A 23248-nucleotide genomic window follows, 5' to 3' on the forward strand; every position below is an offset into this window, starting at 1 on the left:
ATAGTGGCTGTCTTTAGGGCAGTCCGTACAGCTGCCTGACTGCCGCTGCCTCCTGCTGGGTGCGGGCCCGCTGCATGCTCAACAGGACGTTTTGCCTGTTGAACAGCACCAGGTCCCGGTAAACAGCGTCTACCTCCTCGGACACCGCGCCGATCAGCTCCAGCCTGGCGGCGTCACCCAGCTGGGCGGCCTGCGCCCGGGTCGCCAGGACCAGCAGCTCGGTGTGCCGGGCACTTTGGGCGAGCATCCCGCCGTACACCCGGGCTATGTAGTCCAGCTCATCGGGCCGGAAGCGCGCATCCTGCTGCAGCAGGCGCCAGGCCTGGCGGTAGGCCTCCAGCAATTGCGCCTGCCTGCGGGCAATTGCCCGTATCCGCTGATAATCCGCCACCGCCTGCTTTACCTCGTGGAGTTCGGCATAGTAGTCCTGGTAGAGCACCCGCTGCTTTTCCACCCAGTCGTGAATCTCGGCAAGCTGTAGCTCGGCCATGGCGTTCTCCACGGCCTTGTGCGCGTTCTGCAACCAGATCACCTCGTTCTGCTGGCGCTGGACCTGCAGGTCAATCGCTTTGATCACCTTCGTGATACCTGCCTTGATGGCGGCGGTGATGGGATCCTGGGCTTTAGCGGGCTGCCCTGGCAACAGCAGTGCGGCCAGGATAAAGCAGAGCCATCCTTTTCTCAAGGCGCACCTCCTTCCCGCTGTCGTGCTGCCGCCGTTCTTTGCTCCTGCGCCAGCACAGCGATTCCCCGCTGCATGCTCCCATAGTCCCGGGTGTACTGCTGCACCTTTATTTTCTCTGTCTCTTCCGTGGTATAGGCCAGGTACTCCTCCGGTGACACCTCGGTGCGGTAGACTTTCGAATGGGTGCCGCCCAGGCTGATGAAGACCTCCTTGTAATTGCGCCCGGGCTCATTGGCCTTGTTCACCGACAACACGAGCGCCTTTTCCTTCTCGGTCAGCCCCAGCAGCTCCTGTATCTGCCCGAATTTGTTCTGGTACTTGGACTGGTCGAGCAAGATTTTGCAGTCCGAGTTGTTAATGATGGCCTGCTTGACGACCGGTGAGGAGATGATATCCTCCACCTCCTGGGTGACGACGATGGCCTCGCCGTAAAATTTGCGGACCGTTTTGAAGAGGTACTGGATATACTCGGCCATGCCCTCTTTTGCAATGGCTTTCCAGGCCTCCTCGATTAGGATCATCTTGCGCACCCCCTTAAGCTTGCGCATCTTGGAGATAAAGACTTCCATGATGATGATCGTCACCACCGGAAAGAGAATGGGGTGATCCTTGATGTTATCCAGCTCAAAGACGATGAAGCGCTCCTGCAGCAGGTCCAGGTTCTCCCGGGCGTTGAGCAGGAAATCAAGCTCCCCGCCGCGGTAGTAGGGCCGGAGCACGTAGAGGAAATTACCGATGTCAAAATCCTTTTCCCGCACGCTGTCCCGGGAGAGCGTCACCACGAATTCGTCCCGCACAAATTCATAAAAGCTGTCAAAGCCTGGAAACAGTTGCGGATCCGCTTCCAGCTTCTCATAGTACAGCTGCAGGGCGCTCGACAGGGCCACGTACTCGGAGCGGTTAAATGTCTCGCCATCCTTCTTCCACAGGGCCAGCAACAGGGTCTTAATACTCTCTTTCTTCTCCGTATCCAGCCGTGTCCCCTGTCCGATGTAAAAGGGATTGAAGCGGAGCGGCTGCTCCTCATCGTAGGTAAAGTAATAGCCGCCCACCAGGTCACAGAGTCCCTTGTAGGAATGACCCACGTCCACCAATACCACATGTGTTCCCTGCTCATAATAGCTTCGCACCAGGTGGTTGGTGAAAAAGGACTTGCCGCTGCCCGAAGGGCCGAGCACAAACTTGTTGCGGTTGGTGCAGATACCTTTCCGCACCGGCTCGTCGCTGATGTCCACGTGCAGGGGTCTGCCCGTCATGCGGTCCCCAAGCCGGATGCCCACGGGACTGCGGGAAGAACGGTAAGCCGTCTCCAGGTTGAGGAAGCAGGCTGCCTGCTCGGCAAAAGTGTCAAAGGCCTCGTTCATCGGGAAGTCCGCGGCATTGCCGGGGATGCCGGCCCAGAAGAGCTGCGGTGCCCCGACCGTCTCGCGTTTGGCCACCGCGTCCAGCTGGGCAAGGGCCGCCGTGACCAGGCTTTTGAGCTCTTGCTGCCCCGCCCTGCTGTCGGTCCAGGCCAGCACGTTGAAATGGGCCCTGACTGGCAGGCGCTGCGCGCTGATGGCCTCGTTGAGGAAGTCATTGGTGGCGTCCCGGGCGATCGCATTCTCCCGGGAGTAAGCCGAAAGGGACTGCAGCCGCAGCCGCTTGCGCTCCAGCTTTTGGAGCGTGAGCCGCGGATCCTCCCGGAAAATATACTGGCTGTAGAGATGGTTGCAGGGCAGCAGCTGCCCGAGGGCGGCGGCAAAGCCGACGCTGAACTTTGTCTTGTCCGTTGAGTAGGCATCATAAGTGATTCGTGGCCCGCAGAGGGCCGGTAGGTCCGCCGCATCCCCCAGCGTGTAAAGCTGGGCAAACTTTTCCCCCACGCGGATGCCCTCCTCAAAGCAGATGTCCCTGAGCAGAAAATCGCTCTGTTGTTCTGCCAGCGTGCAGTAACGCTCAATCAGGCCCATCTGCCCGCGCTGGCTCAGCAGCTCCCCTTCTTTCAGGCGGCTGAGCCGCACCAGGCCGCTGTCCTCCAGCAGGTGCCGGAATTGGCCCACACTGTCCAGGAATTCCTGCAGCAGGGAAGGTTCCAGCGTTTCCCTGGGCACCAGGCCGGGCCGGATCAGGCTGGAGAAAAGCGAGTCCGCGGCCTGCCGCCGGGAGGCTTTGTGCGTAATCAGCAGAAAACAGGAGTGCTCCAGGAAGGGGCGCTCGTTGAAAAAACGCTCGCTGCTGCGTGACAGGAAACTGGCGGCCTCTCCGGTAAAGTCCGGTTCGTAACGGCTGTCCAGGAACCAGTCCTGCTTGAGCAGTACCGTCCGCTGGGGAAGTGCGCGGATGGCCTTCACCCATACCTGGTGGAAAGCCTCGTACTCCTCGTTGGAAAGCGTAAAGATCTCCGGCAACTCTGCCCGGAAGGCGACGGTAAAGTCGCCCTGTCGGGAAAGCAAACCGTCCTGTTCGACACCGAGTAGGGGGAAGAGCGATTCCATTTCTTTTCTCATAATGCTAACTCGACTTTTGTGATGAAGGACGCACATGCTTGCCTGGGTGCGCCCAAAGGGAAGGGTCCCGAAAGATCAACCGGCTGCTGACCCGGATGGCGGGCGGTACCCGGCGTCGGGCCAGTTTTTTCATCAGGCCGTATGGCCCGTAGGTATGGCTCATATAATAGAGCCGCTGAATCATCAGGGCTCCCGCAGAGAGGATAAGGCCCACGCAGACAAAAGGCGGCGCTCCCAGTGCGTAGAGGATCGTGAACAGGAACAGTAGGCTGATTACCCCCACCCCAAGGTACCAGATGTACTGGCCCTTCAGCCCCCGGAACTCAATGGGCCGGTTGATTCCTTTGTTGATGCGGTAAACGCTGTTGGCCATGTCTATCCAGGTGATGGTTTAGCACCTTCCGCAGGCTATACCCCGAAAAAGGATTTTATCACCGTGGCCACGACCACCAGGAACACGCAGCTGCCAAACCAGGCGGCGGCCACCTTGCCCGTATCCGGGTCACCGGCATTCCATTTCTGGTACACCTTCACCGCCCCGATCAGGCCCAGCAGGGCCCCGACCGCGTACATGAGTTGTGTGCCGGAGTCAAAGTAACTGCGCACTTTCAGGTTCGCCTCGTTTATACCGGCGTTGCCGTCCTGGCCGTAAGCCCAAATGCTGAGCAGGGACAGTGCCAGCACCAGTCCGAGCGTTGGCCAGGGTCTGCGCGGGAAGGTCATTCCCCACTTTATCGGCAGATTTTTGCTGCATTTCATAATCTATATGGTTTTAAAGTGATACATCTGTTGTTAGAGTCCGCCTGGGCGTGCAGAAAAGGAAAGGTCTGGTGGACATACCCGACTTAGGACTGCTTGTCCCGGAACAGGGGCTCCCACTCCGCTTCCAGCTCCTCTTCCGAGAAAATAATTCCACAGATCGCTTCCGCCTGGCGGATGATATAGTCGTTAACGGCACGCCGGGAGGCAGGCTGGCGTAACCCGCCGCAGTTGGCCAGTACAGCTTTCATCCGCAGGAGCAGCTGCTGTTTACCGGCTTCGTTGCCTACCTCCTCGAGCATGCCGTGGCGTAGTTGAGACGCCACTTCTTTTAATTCTTCATAAGATGGAAAGTCAGCGCGCTCTTCTGCTTCCTGCTTTGGCTCAACAAGCGGCGCGGCTACTTTACGGGCCAGCAGCTGCCTGCATTCGTGCCTGAAGTGGTAGGCCGCGATCCCTAGAAAGTACAGGATAAGAAGCCCCCCGGTACTGACCAGGTACTGACTCCAGGTGATGTCTTGCAGCATGCCGTTTTCCTTTTCCCGGGGAACCGTTTCCCCTGTGATTGAGACAAAGATGGGACATGCCCGGGGCGGTTTATGACAAGCTGGTGTGAGCTAACACTTATTTTTTTGACCTTCCTTTTGCTACTGCCAGGCCTTGGGAAGACAGTCTATCCCGGTATCACCCCATGCTTCAAAGCCCGGTAGGCATGCCCTGGCAAGTAGCGTTGCCCACAACCCTAACGGCTTTGCGTAGCCCAGAGCCTACTGGCTGCCACTGCCGTGTGAGCTGTCAAAAAAATAATTACAAAAATACTTTAGGTTTCGTCTGCCTCGTCCATGCGGAGTTTCAGGCTTTCTTTTAGATGGTCCAGAAAAGGGGTACGGCTTTTCTTGCGGATGCGCATCCCCTGGTAGACCCGGTAGAAATTTCCCAGCCGAATGTTAAAGCAGTGCTCCAGGCCGTTGATCAGTTCCTTGACGTCTGACTGCCCGAAATTGACCGCGCCGCGTGACCTGAGGGCATAGGCCAGTTCAATCAGCGCTGCTTTCGATTCAGTCCAGGTGAGACGGGTTCCATTGCCCTTTACCCCTTCAGGTGAACCGCCGTTATCGAGTGCATTCAGCAGGCCCTGCAAATGATCCCGGAACAATTCATAGGCCTGCATTTTAGAAAGCCTGTAGCTGTGCACCGTGGAAAAGCGGGCATCCAGCTCGGGCGAGCAACCCGGCCAATAGGATGCCTGCTCCCCCTCCCGCAGAAAGAAGATATGGTCCATGTAGCGCAGGTTCATCCTGTAATAAGAGTAAAACCACTGGTTGCGCTCAAAGTAGGCGCCTACCCGGTCCAGCGCCTGGACCAGGTAGATACGCTGCCTGTCCTTCCCCCCAACGGGTTGGAAAGCCTCCAGGTAAAACAACTCGGTAAAGTAAATGAGCTCCCGCAGGAAACGGGGCTTGATGTCCCTGAAAAAGGCTATCTCCGATTCTGCGTCTGGGAAGGTATAGCCCTGTGTGAATTGCTTGAGTTCCTCCAGAACCGTTTCGATTTCCCGACAGGATTGCTTTGCGCGTTGCAAAGGATTCTCCGCCTGGATGGCGATGCGCTGCAGCCCTGTCGTCATCCGGGCGTACAGGTTGTTTGAGAAATTTATCATAACAGCTTGTTTGGGTGACAATTTCCAAGTTCTGAAACACCCCTCCCAATCCCAGGTAATTCATGCTCCTCCGGCTTTTCAGAAAAATTTGAGCGGTGCTCCGCTTGCATACGCCTGGGAAAAGACAGAATTTTCCTTCACCTGTCCCAAACAACAAGAGCGATACCTAAAGCAGGATGCAGGCAGGCTGAAAAAGAAACAGGTGGAAATTAGTTAACAGGATGGTTTCAAATAGAGCTCCGGGGCCAAAGGGGAAACGAACGTCAGGCACACCATGCCAAGCGGCTTAGCCAAATAAAAGAGTAAAGCCATAGAAGGCAATCAAATGGCATTCATGCAGGCACAAAGTTAGCCACCGGGTCCGGACACAGGTGCGCGCTGCCAAGGTAGTACAAACAAAATGGGTATCCGCCTAGGGCAGACCCTCCGCATTTTCTTTGTCTCCACCTTGCCTTTAGTTCGTCCCAGTGGCTGGAATGGCGCCATAATCAATTCCTCACACTTAAAACCGAAAATTATGGAAAAGACAGCCAAAAAACCAGCTTTCAGCGGTGTAGCCGAGATCAAACTCACCTACCGCAACCGCGTCAAGCCTTGCGACAGACCACAGGTTACCTGTTCCACGGACTGCTACCAGGTGCTCAAAGCAGGTTGGGACATGGGAAGAATCGAGTTTGTGGAGCAGTTCAAGGTGCTCCTCCTTAACCGGGCCAATCGGGTACTGGGCATCTACGAGGTATCAACTGGCGGCGTGGCCGGTACCGTGGCGGATCCCAAGCTCATCTTTGCAGCCGCGCTTAAGGCCTGCGCCTCGGGCATCGTACTCTGCCACAACCATCCTTCAGGTAACCTCAAACCAAGCACAGCGGACCTGCAGCTGACCAAGAAGATGAAGCAGGGCGGGGAACTGCTGGAAATCGCCGTACTCGACCACATCATCCTCACCAGCGAGAGCTATTACTCGCTGGCAGACGAGGGGCTTTTATAGCCCCTCGTCTGCTCAGCTTCGGCAAAAGGCATCTAATTAAACTGAAGTATAGGATAGAAAGCCGTAGGCGATGAAGCGTATGCCAATGCCATGAAATGAGTTTTAGAAAAGTTAATTTTGAGTGGCTTTTCGATTGAGCTGAAGAATAACTGCCTGACAGGGGCTACAGATAGAAAGGCCACGAGACTGTAAACCTGTCTCTTAGATGGCGTAGTTAAATATAAAATTTGCTAAATACAAAAATAATACATTTATTTATACAATAAATTACATGTTTTGTTTTTTTTATACTATCTGAATGTTATGTTTACAATTGACCTTAAAGCCATTGAACTTCTGAAAAACGAATGCCTGGAGGTGGTACTGTACATACAGGAAAATTTACTTTCTGCTCGTTGGCTGCGTCATCCAGTGCGGATTTCCGAAGGAATCAGTGCCTGCTGGTAGACCTACTGCTTGAGCATGGATGCCGCTGGCTACTTCATGACACCCGGGCTATCCTTTACCTGGAACTGGCAGACCAGCACTGGCTGATGGAGCAGCTGATTCCGCGCCTCTCCGCCACAGCACTGGAAAAGCAGGCTTGTGTCGTCTCCCACGTGAGCCTGGAGCTGATGGACACGGATCGCATGCTGCAGCAATTCGCCAGTCAGCCAGTTTACCAGGGCAACCCCATTGATACCCGGCTTTTTCTTGAACCCTCACTCGCCCGTGAGTGGCTGTGCTCGTGAGTGGTTGTCCTGAGGTGCTCAATTAGCATTACCTACGTATCACTTTACCATACAAGTGTCAGCCACACTATGACATATGTGCTACAAAGTCCACCACAAAGCAAAAGAAGGCACGGTGATTCCACTTCAATTGCGTGGGTCCAAGGGAGCAACATTTGTATGAGGACACGGAGGAGCGCGGTTTTCCCTCCAGGTTCGATACAACGCCCTAAATATTAACTGCCAATCGGTAATTTATGACTGCTACACCACATATTCCTGTTTCCCCTCCAATAGCATATGCATGAGAAGGCAGTTTGGGTTCAAAGGAAACTGGATAACTCTCCCTATGGTAAAAAGTCAACAGTGCATATCCACTTCTTGATACAAAACACTGCCTTCTCTCCCAGAAGACTTTCAAAAAAGGATTGTTAAACAGTTCTACTTATGCAAGCTGTTATTTAGCATTACGTAACATCCTGCTGATCAATTCTCTTATTACCAAGTGGCACAAACCTCCTGTAAGCCCAATACGACTAATTGTCAATAAGCATGCTCCAGATTAGAAGAATTAGATGCAAGCACAGAATAAATCACTATAGCAGGTGTGAGAATTCACATTTTAATTTGAAATATAATATAAAACAAAATGCTAACTTTCTTAAGAAATTTAATTATCTAAAGTCATTCTTATGAAAAAACTTATACTTCTACTGTTGCCATGGATGGTATGTTGCGCATCCTGTAGCACTATAAAACCTTCTAAGAAACTAGATATTTCTTACGATAACTTAACTGGTGAATTGGATATGCCCGATAAGGGGTATAGGATTAAGTATGGAGGAAACCCCAGAATAGTTGTGAAAAATATCAATACTTCCCTTTATACCGTAACTGTTGACGAACAGCAGTTGACTTTTGTATATGAGGCATCTGGCGGTAGCGGAGCGCAAGGTGGGGGTAATGATTTACAAAGTGGGAGCGGAGTATTGCCTGCAATTCCAGAAGAAAAAAAGATTACAGACATAAAAGAATTGGAAGTAAGAACTACTAAATATATCGCCTCACTAGCTTACTATAATAGTATAAACCTTAACGACCTGGAAGAAAGTTATACTTCCCTGATCACTTCCAACAGCTTGTCATCTGAGGAAGTACAATATGCGAAGCTGGAACGGGATCAATTCTTCCTGCCTCTGAAAAAGGATGTTCTAGCTAATTTTAATCGCTTGAATAAAGAGTACCTGAACCTGCAATCGCAGCTCATGGAACTCAGCGTTAGCGACGAAAACGCTGCCGAACTTGCACAAGTATTGCAAGCGGCTTATGACAAGTTTAAAGAAATCGACATCATGGCAGCTATATTGACAATCGATGAGATAAGGTTCAAACTCAGCTCATCTTACTTCACTGCCAGTTATAATGCACCGGTGGTAGCGTCCGATGAAATCAGGTATACACTCACAATTGAAACCAAAGACAAAACTCCTGCCGCCTATAGAAAAACAGTCGTACCGATCAGCGTACGGGTAGCAGGCAACTGGAAAATCGACGTAAGTTCTGGCGTTATCTTCAACCTGGGCCTCACTGATGATAGCTACAGGCTGGATGCGGTCGGGAGCGACTCGCTCATGCTTGTAAGGAATAGCCGACGTACAGCATTCAGTCCGACCGTAGGAATCATGTCACACGTGTATAAAAAAAGCGCTGGCTACACCAACTGGGGCATAAGCTTTGGCCTGGGTATCAATGATGAACAACGGTTAAGGTATTATGGAGGACTTGGCATCATGCTGGGAGAAAGACAACGGTTTGTGATCAGCGGAGGCCTTTCTGCTGCCCCTCGGAGCGTTTTACTCGGACAGTATCAGCCAGGTCAAAAGTTTGCACTATCTGCAGCACCCGAGATGACTACTGAAACTGTCTATCGGCTGGGTGGGTTTATTTCATTGACGTACAATCTTACGTCCAACAGTGTAAGATCCGGTGGAACTGCTAGTCCCCAGGAATAGCAAAACCACAGTTTTCCCCTGCTATACCGCGTAAACCACTACCTGTTAGCGCATTACGATAATAGCAGAATAAATGAAAGACATTTAACCAGGATTTTATAAAGCAGGTGAGTAGCGGCAGTAGGCAGATATTCTAAGATCACTTTTTTCATAGACTCCAACAGGCTGAGGAAGTACCTGAAGCCATGACCACTGCTTTCAAGCGAGTACAGAGATGAGCCAAGGCTAGAGCCCCTATCGTAGATACTGTGAACCAGGCAAATACCAGGCAATCAAAGTGCCCCGGCTATGCAGTCACGCTCCCAACACCAACGCATATATCCATCCTATACCTCTACCCTATGAGTCAGAACAGTTTCGCAGTTGATGAGACCCTCCTCATTTTGCAGGGCAAGGCAGCAAGCCCTACCCGTATCCTCGAACTGTGTAAACAGTTACAAAAAGAAAAAGCCTTCCGCTATGCTCGGAAGTTACTGGAACGTACACGCCACAGCGATTTCATGGAGCCGGAATTCGGCCTTGTAATGGACCAGAAGCTTGCGCTTTGCACCTATAAAGATCAGGACCTGCCACTGCAGCAGCGTCTGGACCAGGCACTCCGTATCCTGGTTGACGGGGCACCAAATCTGCACCACAGCACGGACCAGGAAACCTTAGGGATAGCCGGAGCCATTCACAAGCGCATGTGGGAGATGAATGGGCAGGTGCAGCACCTGAAACAGGCGCTAGCTTATTACCGTCTTGGTTTCGAGCAGGGGCCAGCCCAGGACAATGGCTATACCGGTATCAACGCGGCTTTTATGCTGGACCTGCTCGCCAAGCACGAGGTCACCGATTCCCTCCATGGTGTCACGGCCCCTTCCAGTGCCGGTGAGTATCGCCGGGAGGCTGTGCGAATCCGTGAAGAGCTCCTGTACGCCCTCCTTTCCAAGCACCAGAACCCACAGGGCAAACAGCTGGAACAGGAATGGTGGTTCCTAGTAACAGTCGCGGAGATTTACTTTGGTTTGGAGCAGTATGACAAAGCACGTCCCTCGCTTCAGAAAGCGATAAGCCTAGAGGACGTAGAGGAATGGCAATTGGAGACTACTACCCGGCAACTGGCGCACATCGCGATCCTGCGGGAAGCACGCCAGAGCAACCAAATGATAAATTCTGGAGCCTGGCAAGTGCTGATGATCCTGACCGGGGACAATACCGCGGCTCTTCGGACAGCCTTCTCAGGCAAAGTGGGGCTGGCGCTCTCAGGGGGTGGCTTTAGGGCCTCGCTTTACCACATCGGCGTACTCGCTCGGCTCGCGGAGCTGGATATGCTCCGCCATGTGGAGGTGCTCTCCTGCGTTTCAGGCGGCGCCGTTATCGGGGCCTACTATTACTTGGAGGTACGCCACCTACTCCAGACAACACCTGACAGTGCCATCACCCGGCAGCATTATATCCAGATTGTGGAGCGCATCACAGCCAACTTTCTGTCCGGCGTACAGGAGAATATCCGCAACCGCATTCCTGGCTGTTGGCTTACGAACCTGAAAATGCTCTTCCACAACGTATACTCTAGGACCTCCCGTGCTGGCGAACTCTTTGAGCAGGCCCTCTATTCAAAGGTGACGGACGGGGAGGAAGGACAGCCGCGCTGGCTCAACGGCCTGTTTATTAACCCCATGGATTCAAACGGAAACAAAATCACCCCCTTTCATCCCAAATTCGATAATTGGCGCCGGCATGCGAAAGTTCCGATTCTCATCCTGAACGCCACAACCCTTAACACCGGCCACAACTGGCAGTTTACAGCCTCCTGGATGGGAGAGTCACCCGCCAGTATTCAGGAAATTGACAGTAACTACAGGTTACGTCGCATGTACTACAAGATTACCGGGGAAGAGAAGTTCCAGCGAAAAATTCGCCTGGGCCATGCCGTTGCCGCTTCTGCCTGTGTGCCGGGTCTCTTTGCCCCCATTGCCCTTCCTAATTTGTACGACGGTAAAGTCATTCGCCTGGTGGACGGCGGTGTTCACGACAACCAGGGTATTTGCGGACTCCTAGAACAGGACTGTACCATGCTCCTAATAAGTGATGCCAGCGGACAGATGAACGCCATGGACAACCCTAACTCCAACCCGTGGAGTGTTTCCATGCGCGCAAACAACATCCTGATGGAGCGTGTACGCAATGCCCAGTACCAAGACATGGTCACACGGCTCCGCGCCGGTCTGTTGAAAGGGCTAATGTTTGTCCACTTGAAACTTGAACTGGATGTGACGAATGTCGACTGGATTCACTGTGACGACCCTGGGGAGAAAGCTCCTTCATCAAGACCTCTCACTTCCTACGGGATCAGAAAGGACATCCAGGAACTGTTAGCCGCTGTTCGCACGGACCTGGATGCATTCCATGACACGGAGGCCCATGCGCTGATGACAAGCGGATACCTGATGACTAGCCATCAATTTGATAAACAGATAACCAGTTTAGGATCCACACCTGACAAAGCGACTGCTTGGCCTTTCTTAACAATAACCGGCGACCTGCAGCGGCCAGACGTCCCTGCGAACCTGCTAACGTTGCTACAAGCTGCCAGTAGTCGTATGTTCAAGCTTTGGAAACTTTCCAAGCACATGCGCCAAACATTTCCCCTGCTCGTCGTACTTACTTTATTATTTCTGGTCCCTGTCGTCCTAAAAATACTTAGGAATGTTCTCCTCCCCTTGGACAGCCTGAGTTGGGCCATCCTCCTCACTGCCGCATTCCTGCTGTTGAGCTTGGCGATTATTACGGCCGGTTGGCTGTGGTCTAAGGCTTACCTATGGATCTGCAACAGGCACTACCTCAAGCTTGGGAGGCGTACATGATGCGCCTCTCAAGGCATTATATAATTAACCGGTGCCCTGCCTAAAAAGTCAGCAGACTTTTTAGGCAGGGCACCTCATACTACCGGTGGCTAAAATGTACTTGTAGAGGCCGCGGGCAGGTGCCTGTTAGCGCCGTAACCACTCCTCCAAGTCGACGGTACTGCCGTCCGGGAATCTAACGTCAAAATACTGATCACTGGAGGCATAGCGTCTCCCAATAGTCGGGTATATCTCCAGATACTCACTGCCGCTGAAAGCCTTTTGGTCGTCCTGCACCACTAATAGGGCGATATGATCTAGGTACTTATGCGCATCCCCCAGGCCCAGCTCCCAGTTACACCATTTGGAATGGATAGCCTTCTCAGTGGCCAATAAGATGAATTTCCGGCACGACTTGATTTTCTCCTTTAGCCTGTTTGCGGTAGCGCCGCTGGTTCTTTCAGGCATGCCTTCGTCGGCCCAATCAACATAAATATGCACCTTTAACCCCTTCAGGAAAGCAACCGCATCCTCCAGCACATCCCTGTCCTCGTGCTTATGGGACAGGAAAACGGTTACTTCGGAAGATAAGCTTGACCGCTGCCTGCTCTCATTCAGCGCTTCCTTCAGGGCACCGTAGGCATGCGCTTTCTGAAAGCTGTACCGTTTGGCGCTTAAGTCACTCCTGGTAATAAATTCCATCTGATGAATGCGTCTTAATATCGATTGGTGGCTCGTTCTAGGGCACTGATGATTCTATCCCGCTCAAAGGCAGTGGCAAAAGCCGTACCCGCGTTGAGCAGCCCCAAGGGAGTAGTATAGTTATTGCTGATCTTGACCGCCGCCAGCTTGAGCTTTACGTCCTTTTGCTTAGCCCGATCAATTTCCCACGTCATCCATTCGCTTGTCCATGACTTCTGCCCGACAATAACCAACAGGTACTCCGCCTCCCGCATCATCCTTGTAAGGGCTTGTTTAATCCGTGTCGCGTCCTCACTGTCGATGGCTACGTTGGGGGACCGCAGATCGAATTCAAAATCAAAGGCGCTATTCGCGTCCCAGGCCCGGAGAAGCTCCTTATAACCTCTGTCTTCGCTATGATCATAGCTAATGAACACTCTCTTTTTCATTCCTTTCTATATTATGGATTTAATATTTCTTGTCTTGCCTCCTCAAATGAAGCTGTCTCCCAGGATAGGGGTTCCATATCCCGGAACATCTGCTCGTATTTTTTTGACTCTTCCTCGTGGTGGAGGGCCAGCAGACAGTTAGACAGGGTGGCGTATATCCACTTCTGATCCACCCGCACTTCTTCACTTGAGGCCAGTAGTCGTCTCAGGTTCTCCACAATAGATTGTCTGGTACGTTTAGCCTCTATCTTCAGGTAAATCCGTTCCTCTTCATCCGTTACGGCCCGGCGCTTGAGCTCCAGACAGTGGGCATAGTTCTCACCAGTGTAATAATCATTCCGAACCACATAGCACTTCTGGTAGTAAGTAATGGCCCGGTTGATGTTCTCCAAATCGCCGTCGCAGCGGTATAAGTTCTTATAAATGGCACCTGTAATCCCAAGCGTCTCCGGGTCTGTCGTATCCCCGTCTGGATTGAGTCTGCTGATTACCAGCAATGCATCCTGCAATGCCGTCCGCTCTGAAGGCTGCTTACTCTTATAGGTGCAGAGCGCCTGCTGCTGCACGAAATACCCTTCATTGGGTGTCAGCCTGGACGCCTGCTCCCAAGCCAGGGCAGCCTCTTGAAAGCGTTCTGCGGCCATAGCGTCAAGTGCTTTCTGACGTAGAGCAAACAGGTACTTTTCTTCTCTGGCAAGTCTGGCTATTAGCTCACTGTACTCTGCTTCCGGTAAGGATGGGGCATGGACGCCGCGGATAAACTCATACAGGGGACTATCCACCTGTTTCCCCTCCAGCACGTCCCTGATGAGCCGCTGCAGCTCTCTCTGGCACCGGCTGGCTTCCGTGGCTGAGATATCATCCCCCATGTGGTCATAATGGAAAATACGGCTATGGTCCAGATCGAATGGTATCTTTCCGTTGCGCTCTTTGATGATGATGGTAGAAAATGGGCGGACCGCATGCCGGATCCCTAGCTCATAAATTGCGTTAGGGTTATAAGTGGATATATCAGCAATCACTAGGTCCGCATACATCAACAGCGCATACATGCTTTTATCTATCAGACCGCTCTCCTGTATCTCATCTGCCCGTATACACTCCAGGCCTGCCGCCTGTGTGGCCGGTTGAATAATATTAAGATAGGTCTTGTCTAAGTCAAGGGTCTTCCCTGTGGAGGGATCTGACTTTTTACCAAAACCCATGATCACGAAGCATATTTTATTCATGTAGGCGGGATTAAGTTTTGCTTGGCTGCCGGTTCAGCAGCCGGACAGACCCAGCGAAGGAAGCCGGGACGCAACCTATCCAAAGGTAAGAATTTTCTAAGAGGCTAGAAAACAGAACGCAGCCGGGAACACGGTTAATTCCCCTAAGATCGATGGGAAAAATCACAGGGATCACCATAATAGAAGCCAATTGCTCTCCCTCAGAGAATAGTCATGTTTCGGTATTCAACTAGTTCCTGAAACCTTACATGTCCTGCTTAGCGATTTTGAGTCAAGCTAATCTAAATGCTACCGGGTTAAAATCTCAACAGTGTGAAAACCTGTCCCTTGACTAAGCGTTAGAAAGTCCTGGGTGGCATCATTGTCTCCGCGACTTTTTCCTTCCCAAATTACAACAGCCAATGCCTGTGAATCTTTCGAGAGTAAAACAGCTTGGTCAACGATGGCCTCGGTGGTCTTATAAAAGGCACGATTATCTGTTTGTGGATAGTTTGACACCTGTAAGCGCCCCCCTGCCTTTGCCTTACTGATCAGCTCATCATATAACCTGCCCCATTCTCCCGGCCGATCAATCACGGACACTTCCCGGAAAACTGCCGGGGGGAAGGGTAAAATAATATGACTCTCTATCCCTAGTCCGTCTGCTACCTCCAATGCAATTAGATCTGCTCCACAGGCCGCAGAACAGACTAAATGCGTCACTTCTTCGCGGGTAAACAGCTCTCTTACAGCTGCTCTTACATCCGGCACTTTGCTTAAAGGGAATCTACTGGTTTCTGCATCCTTGGCATCGGGTCTGCGACCAGCCAATGCAGCAACACGAGCTCTATTAGATTTTGCTGATTCTGCCATACATAAACTTTACTTCATTATGCTCATATTGTTCAACTTTGAAAAGATAGATTGTGTGATTACCTGGTAAAAGTTTTATGCACTCCTACCATGCTGTGAGACAATATATATAGTTTATGGCCCTATTTGTTCTTCTCCAAAATGCCTCATCACCTGGCATTTGTCAGCTACAGGCGTCTTTCCATTGTCAACATAGGTGCCTTATTAGCCTATCTGCCCGGTAGGTTTACTTACCTAAATTGATCATGATATGAAACATTTCTAGTTTAGTATGATGCACTGTCTTGGCGATTTTGAAATTTACCACATCCGTAAACTCCGCGGAGACATCTTCAAAGCCAACTGTTTTGTCGATTTCAAAATTAGCAGGGTACGAAGCAGTGAGTACATCAGACTGATAGGTATTCCATTTCATTTCAAAATCTGATGCGTTTCCTAAGTAATACACAACAACGTAATACTTATCAATTGTGCCAACGTAATGGGGGCATTTCAAAATATGGAGCTGTGTATAGTCTTTGTCCCGCAGAATAAATGCTTCTATAAGGGCTATGTTGGTACCCCCTCCAGATTGAATAACCAAATCTGCGTTCCCAGCATCAGCTCCCCCAGTTGAAGTGCCTAGCCTTGGTTGATCAGGTATTGACCATCCCCAAATAGGTAACCGGAACCGAAGAATAGCTTGTAGAAAATCATTAAATCTATTCTCATGTGTCACCTGCCTTAACGCTTCAAGTTTCTCCCTAACAATTCTTAAGGACTGAATAATCTCGCTGAGTATAAATTTGTTTAACTGTCGCTTATCGTTAATAGTCTCAGGTGAAATTTTTGGAATATTGGCTGGGGAGAGCCCTCTAATCCTGTCAAGACTTATTTTATATTTGGCCAGTAGCTGAACTGATTCGGAACGATCAAGCAAAGTGCGCATCGGTGCTGAAATGGACTTATCGCTTTCAACGAAGTACTCTTCTGCTTTTAGCAGGTAGTCAAACGCTAATTCATGCAAGTCCCTCTCAACATAATAATTATAAATTGGAGGGATTAACTCTTCCGCATACAAATACCTTTTTGAAAGCTTATTGATTGTCTGGTCAAATCGCATACTATCCTTCATGGCAATAAGCCGATGTATCGCATTGCTTGCAATTGGTTCTGTCAACTCAGAGAGCTCCTCCCTTTCCTCATTGGATAAATTGTCGATGAAGCTTTCCCAATCTTGATTTGCTTGGTTGAGTAAGGCAAGGTTCATTTGGTTTCGATCGCTTTTAAGGTTTGTGAACGATACAGGTGAAATGCATAACGCACGTTTTTAGGCTCGTATGATAGAAGAGTCTTTAGGATTGAGCTGCCTTCTTCATATTTTTTCTCATTGTAAATTTTATGAAGCGCTATAAAAAACCGCCGAATATTTATGGCTTTCCTATTTACAGCCCGATAGTAGTTCTCCTTTGCAGGGGGTTCCAGCTCAGTGAGTTTATCTATACTTTTTTCTTTGAATGCTAGCAGTAATTGTATCTCAAAAAGTAAATTGTCTGTGTGCTCATCATGCAGCTTGACTCTCTTAAGGTGTTGCTGAACTTTGTACAACAAGGGTTCTGCCAAATCCCAGTGTTCTTCAGAATTTATGGCTTCAACCAGTGCGTACTGAAGCTCTGTCGTTGTAAAACTTGAAGCGATAAAATCGTCAAGCTCAACTGATTTAATTTGCTTTGAAATCAGATCCTTTAGCTTTTTAGCATCTAAAATATTAATTGCAGACAACATTCTGCCTATATCTTTACTTGATGTAAAAAACATAGAAACAAATTCATGTTGCGTTTGATCGCTAAAGTAGTTTATACTTCGATATAGCAAGTTGGTCATTTGCATATAATACATGTCATAACCAATCACCTTAAATCTTTCATCAAAGACATCTATCTGCTCATTGGCGATATTGTCAATTGAGTACTTCAGTGAAAGTTCTATAATCCAGTATTCTATTTTCTCTAAAGCTGATTGTACCGGGAACCCGCTAATTTCATAAAAATCCTTTTTTTGATTGACAGAGATGAATGCAAGCATCAATGATTTCAAATAAAGTCTTATTTTCTCATACTGCTCCTGGTTTTGCTCATCATACTTATTGCCATCTTTTTCAAAACGTATGGAAACGGCAAAACTGTCATGCATATGCTGCAATACATTGGTCCGTTCAAAATGCAAATACAGGTATCCCCAGTCAATAATTTCAAATCCAAACGTGCTGACACCTCTCTTGGGCTTTTTCTTTTCTGTTTCGATTGAATTCAAATTTTGAACGTCAATTTCTGTTGCTAGATAGAACGCTGTTATTTCCTGCTGCAAAAGCGTGATTATCGCGCGTTGGGTATTCCCGAGCTTCACTTCCTCATCAGTCGAATTACCCGATGCAAGACTTTCCAGGTTGGAAAGACGTAGCATTTCAATCCCCAAATCCATAAACCCAAGATTTAAATCTAAATGGTTAATGTAACTGGGCCGCCTTTTTTGTATCGCCTCTTTAAGATAAGCTGTTATGCCGGGTAAGAGCGAATGGATATGCCTTGGACTTCCAGTCGGTATTGTATGAACAGAATCCGTTATGACCCTTTGGCTGGCTAATTTCTTTAGCGCTTTTTCATATCTTATTCTTAGTGTATTGTGGTTGCTAATGCTATTGCTGTTATTAGTATTTGTGCTGAAGACTTTCCCAGACACATCAAGCATAATCTTTGCAACAACTTTCCCTCCTTCATCTTGATCCAGGTAGCCAATCTGCTCTAAGCACAGATCGAACATTTCAAACCAAAACGAGTTTTTGACTTCATAGCTTTCCTTTGCTCCCCTATCTCCAGATGACTGCTCAGATAAAAGCAATGGATCGATTTCTATTTTGTCAGTCAATCTGAAAGCAACAGGAAGCAATTCAGCATCTGTCAGCAGGTACGGAATGACAAAGGGAAATTCCCTGGAAATGTCATTGTATAAAATCCAAAGTAAAGAAGGTCTTGACGTATCTTTTAAAATTTTTAAAACACTTTGGTGCGGAGTAGGATACGCTGTCTCGCATGAAACAATTATCCTGAGCAATTGATGACAGTAGCTTCTTGTTCTCTGATAATCAAAAAGATCACGGAAACGCCACCTGTAATAATGCACACTCTCTATGAAGTCATAAGTGCTAGCGTAATTAAAATCCACGCGTGGAATTTCCTGCTTGATATCAAGATGCGTATAATTTTCAGCATCGAGCCAAATTTTGGTAAATTCAGCATCCGATTGAAGCAAATCATGTTCATTTTCTAAAAATGAAACAGCAAGTTCACTGAGTTTTGCCGTATTATTATGATTCAGAAATCTTCCTAAGTCGTCAACCCAAATTTCAGCACCCTGAATGAGTTTAAAGTAATACCCAAACTCAACATCTGTGGCATGCTCACCCCCTATTAAAAGCCAAAGTGTAGAAGCGATTTCATTGTTTAAATGCCTCGCATACTCCCCACCCTGCCAGTAATAAACACCTGCTTTTGAATCAAAGCCAATCACCTTTATATCAACTAGATAATCAATACTCAGGTCTTTTGGAGCAAATTTGTTCAAGACAACTTCCAGTTCAATTCTTGAAATCGTTAGCCTGGAACCTGCAAAGCATCTTTCATAATAAACTTGCAGGCAGCGAATCAAATCAACTTTATCCGCAGGAATTTCAATTGGTTTACCTTCTTCTTCGTAAGACCCAACCTGCCAAACGAAATGACTGATTAGCCTTGGCAGTACTGCCTCTCCTGCAATTACTCTTATCCAGTTTAATTTTTCAAAGTCGGCAAATGCTATATGGGTTTTATGGTCAGTATTATAGGTGTCAATTATTTTTTCAAACGCTTGCTTACTTCGGTCAATGAAATGCAAACCCAGCAGTATGTTAGAAAAAACCAAGGACAGGTTATACATGAGATTGGCAGATTTCACATTTTGATCTACATACAGTCTCGCTGTATTGGTATCTCGGGCTAAAAACCTCAGCCGTTCACTTAATGATTTTAGTTTTTCTTCTACTGCGTAGGATGGAGTAAATTGCATGATCGGGTATGTTATTTCTTAACTGTGTCTTTACTGTCCAGCCAGCCGTCATGACAAGCGCTCAAGTAATTACGGTGTGAACGGAATCTATACTGATTCGTCAACCACCCTGTTTTGTGAAAGTGGAACAGCAATGACGAATATATTATAGATATGTGACAACCTAAAGTAGAGCTGATACATTTCACTTGCATGGGCACAGGGAAAAATGGGATATGGGCAATTGAAATTTGTATGTAGATGAAAATTAAGGGCAGCCATGACCCCTAACCTTCTTCCCTCCAACGCCTGCTTCAGTGTATCCCTCAAACTCTAATGCTAAAGTATACGGAGAATGGAAAACAGTAAACTGATCCAATTACCATCCGGATTTTCTATGCTTAGCAGCTTCGCTTGCCCAAGGCAGCCGATTTCCATATTCCTCTCAACCCAGGCAGGCATAGTGCGTTTACTTTGCGGTCACCTGACAAAAACCAGCCAAGTAGGTAGCGCGCACCAAGCAGTCTAGTAGGCTATTCAATTAGTCGTTTTACCCTCCTGAGATATGCTAAGGAATTGCTCTTCTCATACCATGGACACCGTGATCGCCACCTATAAAAGAAAGTCAAAGTGGAAACATTGCAGGGAAGGGATCACATGATAAACGTGAACCGCAATGGGAAAAATCACATGGATCTGACAGGCTTCTAATGCCAGTAAATCACTATACTTGCAGCTACAGGCACCGCTGTGTCAATACTACTTGTATAATGGTATTAAAATCTCCCGGATATCCCGTAAATATTGCCATATCGTACCAATGCCTGTTCAGAGCCTTTTTCAACTTTCAAGGAAAGGGCTAGTATGCAGGTAGTTCCGCTATGGAACCGTAGCGGTGCGGAGTCACAATATATTTTCACTTTAAACAGGCACTATCCGCAGAAATGAAACTAGTAATAACAGGCATATCATTTCACACCTTGTAGTAATCACCTTCTTATGAAAAGCAAAACCACAGCGGCCCTTCTGGCCTTTTTCCTCGGGGGCATCGGCGGCCAGTTCTTCTACCTGGGCAAAGTCGGGCGCAGTTTTTTGTGCCTACTCTTCTGCTGGACTTTCATTCCCTTGATTATCGGCTTTATCGACTTTCTCCGGTTCCTGACCATGCCTGATGGGGAGTTCAACAGAAGATTCAACGGTATCATCACCGTGGCTCACGCTCCGGTAACGGTAAATATGCCCTCATTATCAAATATGCAGGCCATGGACGAACTGGAGAAGCTTTACCAGCTAAAAGAAAAAGGCGTGCTCACGGAAGCTGAGTTTAACGCCAGGAAACAGCGGGTGCTGCAGACCTCATAAGACCACGCTGAATGGCAGGGCTCCTACCTGACATGCTGCTGCTGTGACGAGAAGTCATGTAGCAGACAGAGCTGGCTTAACCAAAACGCCTCTCGCTTACTAAGGAAATCAAATTACCATCGCTCTATCAAGATGACATTTACACAAGGCTTAACGGACGAGGAGCATCTATCCCTGATGTCCAATAAAGAGATCTATGCTGAAGTTTTACTGGGGATACTTCGGTACATTCCCACAAAGGAAAAGCATGATGAGGCAAATTATAAAGAAGAGTTAAAGGCAAAGCTCAAATTCAATCACATCGTTGAGCCTGATCTGCTCCGCGCCGGTGTCGATTTACTGGAAGACACGGAGAGTGCTATAAAAGAGTTTTGCAAAAATGGCCTGGGACATGGGAGGGGTACCGGGGAACAGTATCTTCGGCTCTACGGTCTATTGAATGCGGTTTACCAGCAAGTAGCCGTGGTAATGGAGCTTGTTGAGTTATTTAATATTCCTCCTAAAAAAGAACATAGCAGGAGGCTAAAGGAGCTGGGAATCTATCATCTGAGAAACAAACTGGCCGCACATACTATCAATCATCAGCTTATAAGAGGAAAAGCCATCAGGGACAACATTGATTTCTTCCGTCTCGCTCAAACCTCCATCACCCGGTGGGGCGATGGCTTACTTATCGTCCCTCACAGGGCAGAGCCTGAGACCCTAAACCTGAAAAAATTGGTAGAGGAATATCAATTGCTATCTGATGCTCTCCTGGAAAACGTATGCCACAAAGCGATGCACGCTCTTTTCCGAAATAATGGTGAGCATAAACAATGGCTGACATTCAGATTTGAATTTGTGAAACAAAGAAGAGCTACTATACATACCTAATTTATGAAAACAATCCTTTCAGTATGGAATTCTGCAGGGAAGGGGAAGACCCAGACCATTCGCGAGCTGGCACACCTCCTGCTACTTACCTATCCTGCTTATTCCTCCGTTGTACCCGACACCATCAGCATTCCGGCTAAAAACGACTTCCTGATCGTCATCGGCATACAGGGCATCCGGGTAGGCATTGCAAGCCAGGGCGACCCCGGCACTGGGCTGGAGAGTAAGCTCAGGAAACTAGCGGATGAATTCAACTGCGACATCATCATCTGCGCGACCCGCACCAGAGGGGAAACAGTCAAGATCGTAGACCGGGTAGCCCGAAACAAAGGCTATGACATTATTCGAACATCCACCTACCAGGTTAATGTGAGCCACCGCACCGCAGCCAATCAGTTAAAGGCGAAGCACCTGCTGGAACTCCTGCAAAACCTGACGTTACTTCCCAAACCGCATGCTGATCTTGTACCAGCTTAAGCAAAAGAGCAGTCTGGCACAAGGTGTTCTATTTGGGGATCAAATGTACCTCAGCTTTATCCGCTAGGTCTAATAGTTTAGCAACTTAACTTCTTAAGCTTAGACACTTACAAGGTATCCCTATAGTCTAGAAACGGTAGCTAATAGGGTGGGGAAAGTTAATAAAAGCAGAAGAATCTGTAGCAATTCTATGCTAAAATGGTCAATCATCAGAAGTTAAACTCAGCATCCCTAACAAGTCATTAGATTCCTCCTCAATCCACTCCAGTCTTGATATTAGCTTTCTGATCAGCACATCTGCTTCTTCACTATAATAAGCAGGGTCTTGCTTTAATCCTGAGAAAGGAATATCATACAGCCAATCACTATGGTGGTTTTCAGAATAGACTGATTTGGCGGCGCCTACGGCAGAAGGGAAAAGCAACTGTATCTGAGGTATTTTATGCTTTATTTTTTGATAGATCTTTAAACCATGGTAATCCCAATCGCAAGAATAATAGATCGGCAGGGTAATAAGAGGAAGGTAATCAAGCTTTTTAATATTATTGCCCCCCACATACCAAAGCCATATATTATTATCCCTGGCTATTTCTGGATAGAGTAAAAAGTCCAAATTTTCACATAAGACAATTCGCTGAGGGGTTTTACAGTCAAGCACAATTCTGTATTGCTGATCCTTTGGATCTGAACCCAAAAAGCTTTCAAGTCCCAAAATACTCAGAACCGCCTTTTCTAATGAAGAGTCTGGAACAAGGTATTTAGCATCCTTAAAAAATTTGTTGGAAAATTTTTTCCGGCTGTATTGGTTCATGCTTATCTGATCTTTTTGCTCAGCGATTAACATGAGTACCCGTATGTCTCTTTCCTTGTAGTTTGATTGTGGTTTAAGAAACGAATGTTGCGCGAAGAACGCGCTATACGTTTGAAAATTCTCCTTGTGTTTGCCCCCATAGTAACGGTCATATCCCTGCGCAGGAATTAGCACCTTCGTGTTGGCTGGCTTATGATCCAAAAACCCACGGTCGTCAAATAAATATTTGATGTAGGGGTGCTGTTGAACTTTCGCCTTCGTTTGTCGCTTTGTACATATTTCATCCAGCGCCTTTAGCTCTCTCCAAGAAAGATTTTCGTTCAT

General features: G+C 48.5%; 20 protein-coding genes. 7 read left to right on the top strand and 13 right to left on the bottom strand.

The window, feature by feature from the left end; genetic code table 11:
• Nucleotides 1–13: 13 nt before the first annotated feature.
• The 6 genes from AC5FX6_RS11010 to AC5FX6_RS11035 all read right to left on the bottom strand — a co-directional run bounded on the left by AC5FX6_RS11010 (nt 14) and on the right by AC5FX6_RS11035 (nt 5593).
• The gene (locus AC5FX6_RS11010) at nt 14–685 is read right to left on the bottom strand and encodes a conjugal transfer protein TraI (protein WP_493597103.1); all 672 of its coding nucleotides are present in this window, start codon (nt 683–685) and stop codon (nt 14–16) included.
• On the bottom strand, nt 682–3174 hold the full coding sequence (locus tag AC5FX6_RS11015) for a TraG family conjugative transposon ATPase (protein WP_493597104.1): 2493 nt from the start codon (nt 3172–3174) through the stop codon (nt 682–684). The genes AC5FX6_RS11010 and AC5FX6_RS11015 overlap by 4 nt, the downstream gene beginning before the upstream one ends.
• Before the next feature lie 4 nt (nt 3175–3178).
• Nucleotides 3179–3547: a DUF4133 domain-containing protein gene (locus AC5FX6_RS11020; protein ID WP_493597105.1), complete on the bottom strand. Its 369-nt coding sequence runs from the start codon at nt 3545–3547 to the stop codon at nt 3179–3181.
• Nucleotides 3548–3582: 35 nt separating this feature from the next.
• The gene (locus tag AC5FX6_RS11025; RefSeq protein WP_493597535.1) at nt 3583–3897 is read right to left on the bottom strand and encodes a DUF4134 domain-containing protein; all 315 of its coding nucleotides are present in this window, start codon (nt 3895–3897) and stop codon (nt 3583–3585) included.
• A 122-nt stretch (nt 3898–4019) separates the two neighbouring features.
• The gene (locus AC5FX6_RS11030) at nt 4020–4460 is read right to left on the bottom strand and encodes a hypothetical protein (protein ID WP_493597106.1); all 441 of its coding nucleotides are present in this window, start codon (nt 4458–4460) and stop codon (nt 4020–4022) included.
• Nucleotides 4461–4753: 293 nt separating this feature from the next.
• Nucleotides 4754–5593 (bottom strand): RteC domain-containing protein, encoded by an 840-nt coding sequence (locus tag AC5FX6_RS11035; protein ID WP_493597107.1) that lies wholly within the window; start codon nt 5591–5593, stop codon nt 4754–4756.
• A 517-nt stretch (nt 5594–6110) separates the two neighbouring features.
• On the opposite strand from AC5FX6_RS11035, the gene AC5FX6_RS11040 reads away from it, so the two are divergent.
• The 4 genes from AC5FX6_RS11040 (at nt 6111) to AC5FX6_RS11055 (ending at nt 12152) form a co-directional block, all read left to right on the top strand.
• Nucleotides 6111–6581 (top strand): JAB domain-containing protein, encoded by a 471-nt coding sequence (locus AC5FX6_RS11040; RefSeq protein ID WP_493597108.1) that lies wholly within the window; start codon nt 6111–6113, stop codon nt 6579–6581.
• 395 nt (nt 6582–6976) lie between these two features.
• Nucleotides 6977–7312, top strand: a complete 336-nt coding sequence (locus tag AC5FX6_RS11045) for a hypothetical protein (RefSeq protein ID WP_493597109.1) — start codon at nt 6977–6979, stop codon at nt 7310–7312.
• A 671-nt stretch (nt 7313–7983) separates the two neighbouring features.
• Entirely contained in the window at nt 7984–9303 is a 1320-nt protein-coding gene (locus AC5FX6_RS11050) for a hypothetical protein (protein ID WP_493597110.1), read from the top strand.
• Nucleotides 9304–9644: 341 nt separating this feature from the next.
• Complete coding sequence (locus AC5FX6_RS11055) at nt 9645–12152, top strand: tetratricopeptide repeat-containing protein (protein WP_493597111.1); 2508 nt, start codon at nt 9645–9647, stop codon at nt 12150–12152.
• Nucleotides 12153–12278: 126 nt separating this feature from the next.
• Here the strand turns inward: AC5FX6_RS11055 and AC5FX6_RS11060 are convergent, their stop codons facing one another.
• From AC5FX6_RS11060 to AC5FX6_RS11085, 6 genes are all read right to left on the bottom strand, one after another.
• A complete protein-coding gene (locus AC5FX6_RS11060) occupies nt 12279–12833 on the bottom strand; it encodes a toll/interleukin-1 receptor domain-containing protein (protein WP_493597112.1) in 555 nt (184 codons plus the stop codon).
• 14 nt (nt 12834–12847) lie between these two features.
• The gene (locus AC5FX6_RS11065; protein WP_493597113.1) at nt 12848–13261 is read right to left on the bottom strand and encodes a TIR domain-containing protein; all 414 of its coding nucleotides are present in this window, start codon (nt 13259–13261) and stop codon (nt 12848–12850) included.
• An 11-nt stretch (nt 13262–13272) separates the two neighbouring features.
• Entirely contained in the window at nt 13273–14490 is a 1218-nt protein-coding gene (locus AC5FX6_RS11070; protein WP_493597114.1) for a tetratricopeptide repeat-containing protein, read from the bottom strand.
• Nucleotides 14491–14778: 288 nt separating this feature from the next.
• The gene (locus AC5FX6_RS11075) at nt 14779–15342 is read right to left on the bottom strand and encodes a hypothetical protein (RefSeq protein WP_493597115.1); all 564 of its coding nucleotides are present in this window, start codon (nt 15340–15342) and stop codon (nt 14779–14781) included.
• Nucleotides 15343–15568: 226 nt separating this feature from the next.
• Nucleotides 15569–16591, bottom strand: a complete 1023-nt coding sequence (locus AC5FX6_RS11080) for a hypothetical protein (protein WP_493597116.1) — start codon at nt 16589–16591, stop codon at nt 15569–15571.
• Nucleotides 16588–19422, bottom strand: coding sequence for a hypothetical protein (locus AC5FX6_RS11085; protein ID WP_493597117.1), 2835 nt, complete (start codon nt 19420–19422; stop codon nt 16588–16590). The genes AC5FX6_RS11080 and AC5FX6_RS11085 overlap by 4 nt, the downstream gene beginning before the upstream one ends.
• A 978-nt stretch (nt 19423–20400) precedes the next feature.
• Between AC5FX6_RS11085 and AC5FX6_RS11090 the strand changes: the two genes are divergently transcribed.
• The 3 genes from AC5FX6_RS11090 (at nt 20401) to AC5FX6_RS11100 (ending at nt 22113) form a co-directional block, all read left to right on the top strand.
• Nucleotides 20401–20763, top strand: coding sequence for an NINE protein (locus AC5FX6_RS11090; RefSeq protein ID WP_493597118.1), 363 nt, complete (start codon nt 20401–20403; stop codon nt 20761–20763).
• A 132-nt stretch (nt 20764–20895) separates the two neighbouring features.
• Entirely contained in the window at nt 20896–21636 is a 741-nt protein-coding gene (locus AC5FX6_RS11095; protein WP_493597119.1) for a hypothetical protein, read from the top strand.
• A 3-nt stretch (nt 21637–21639) separates the two neighbouring features.
• Nucleotides 21640–22113, top strand: coding sequence for a hypothetical protein (locus tag AC5FX6_RS11100; RefSeq protein ID WP_493597120.1), 474 nt, complete (start codon nt 21640–21642; stop codon nt 22111–22113).
• Nucleotides 22114–22315: 202 nt separating this feature from the next.
• Here the strand turns inward: AC5FX6_RS11100 and AC5FX6_RS11105 are convergent, their stop codons facing one another.
• A complete protein-coding gene (locus AC5FX6_RS11105) occupies nt 22316–23248 on the bottom strand; it encodes a hypothetical protein (RefSeq protein WP_493597121.1) in 933 nt (310 codons plus the stop codon).

The organism is Pontibacter sp. LHS2, assembly GCF_058932845.1.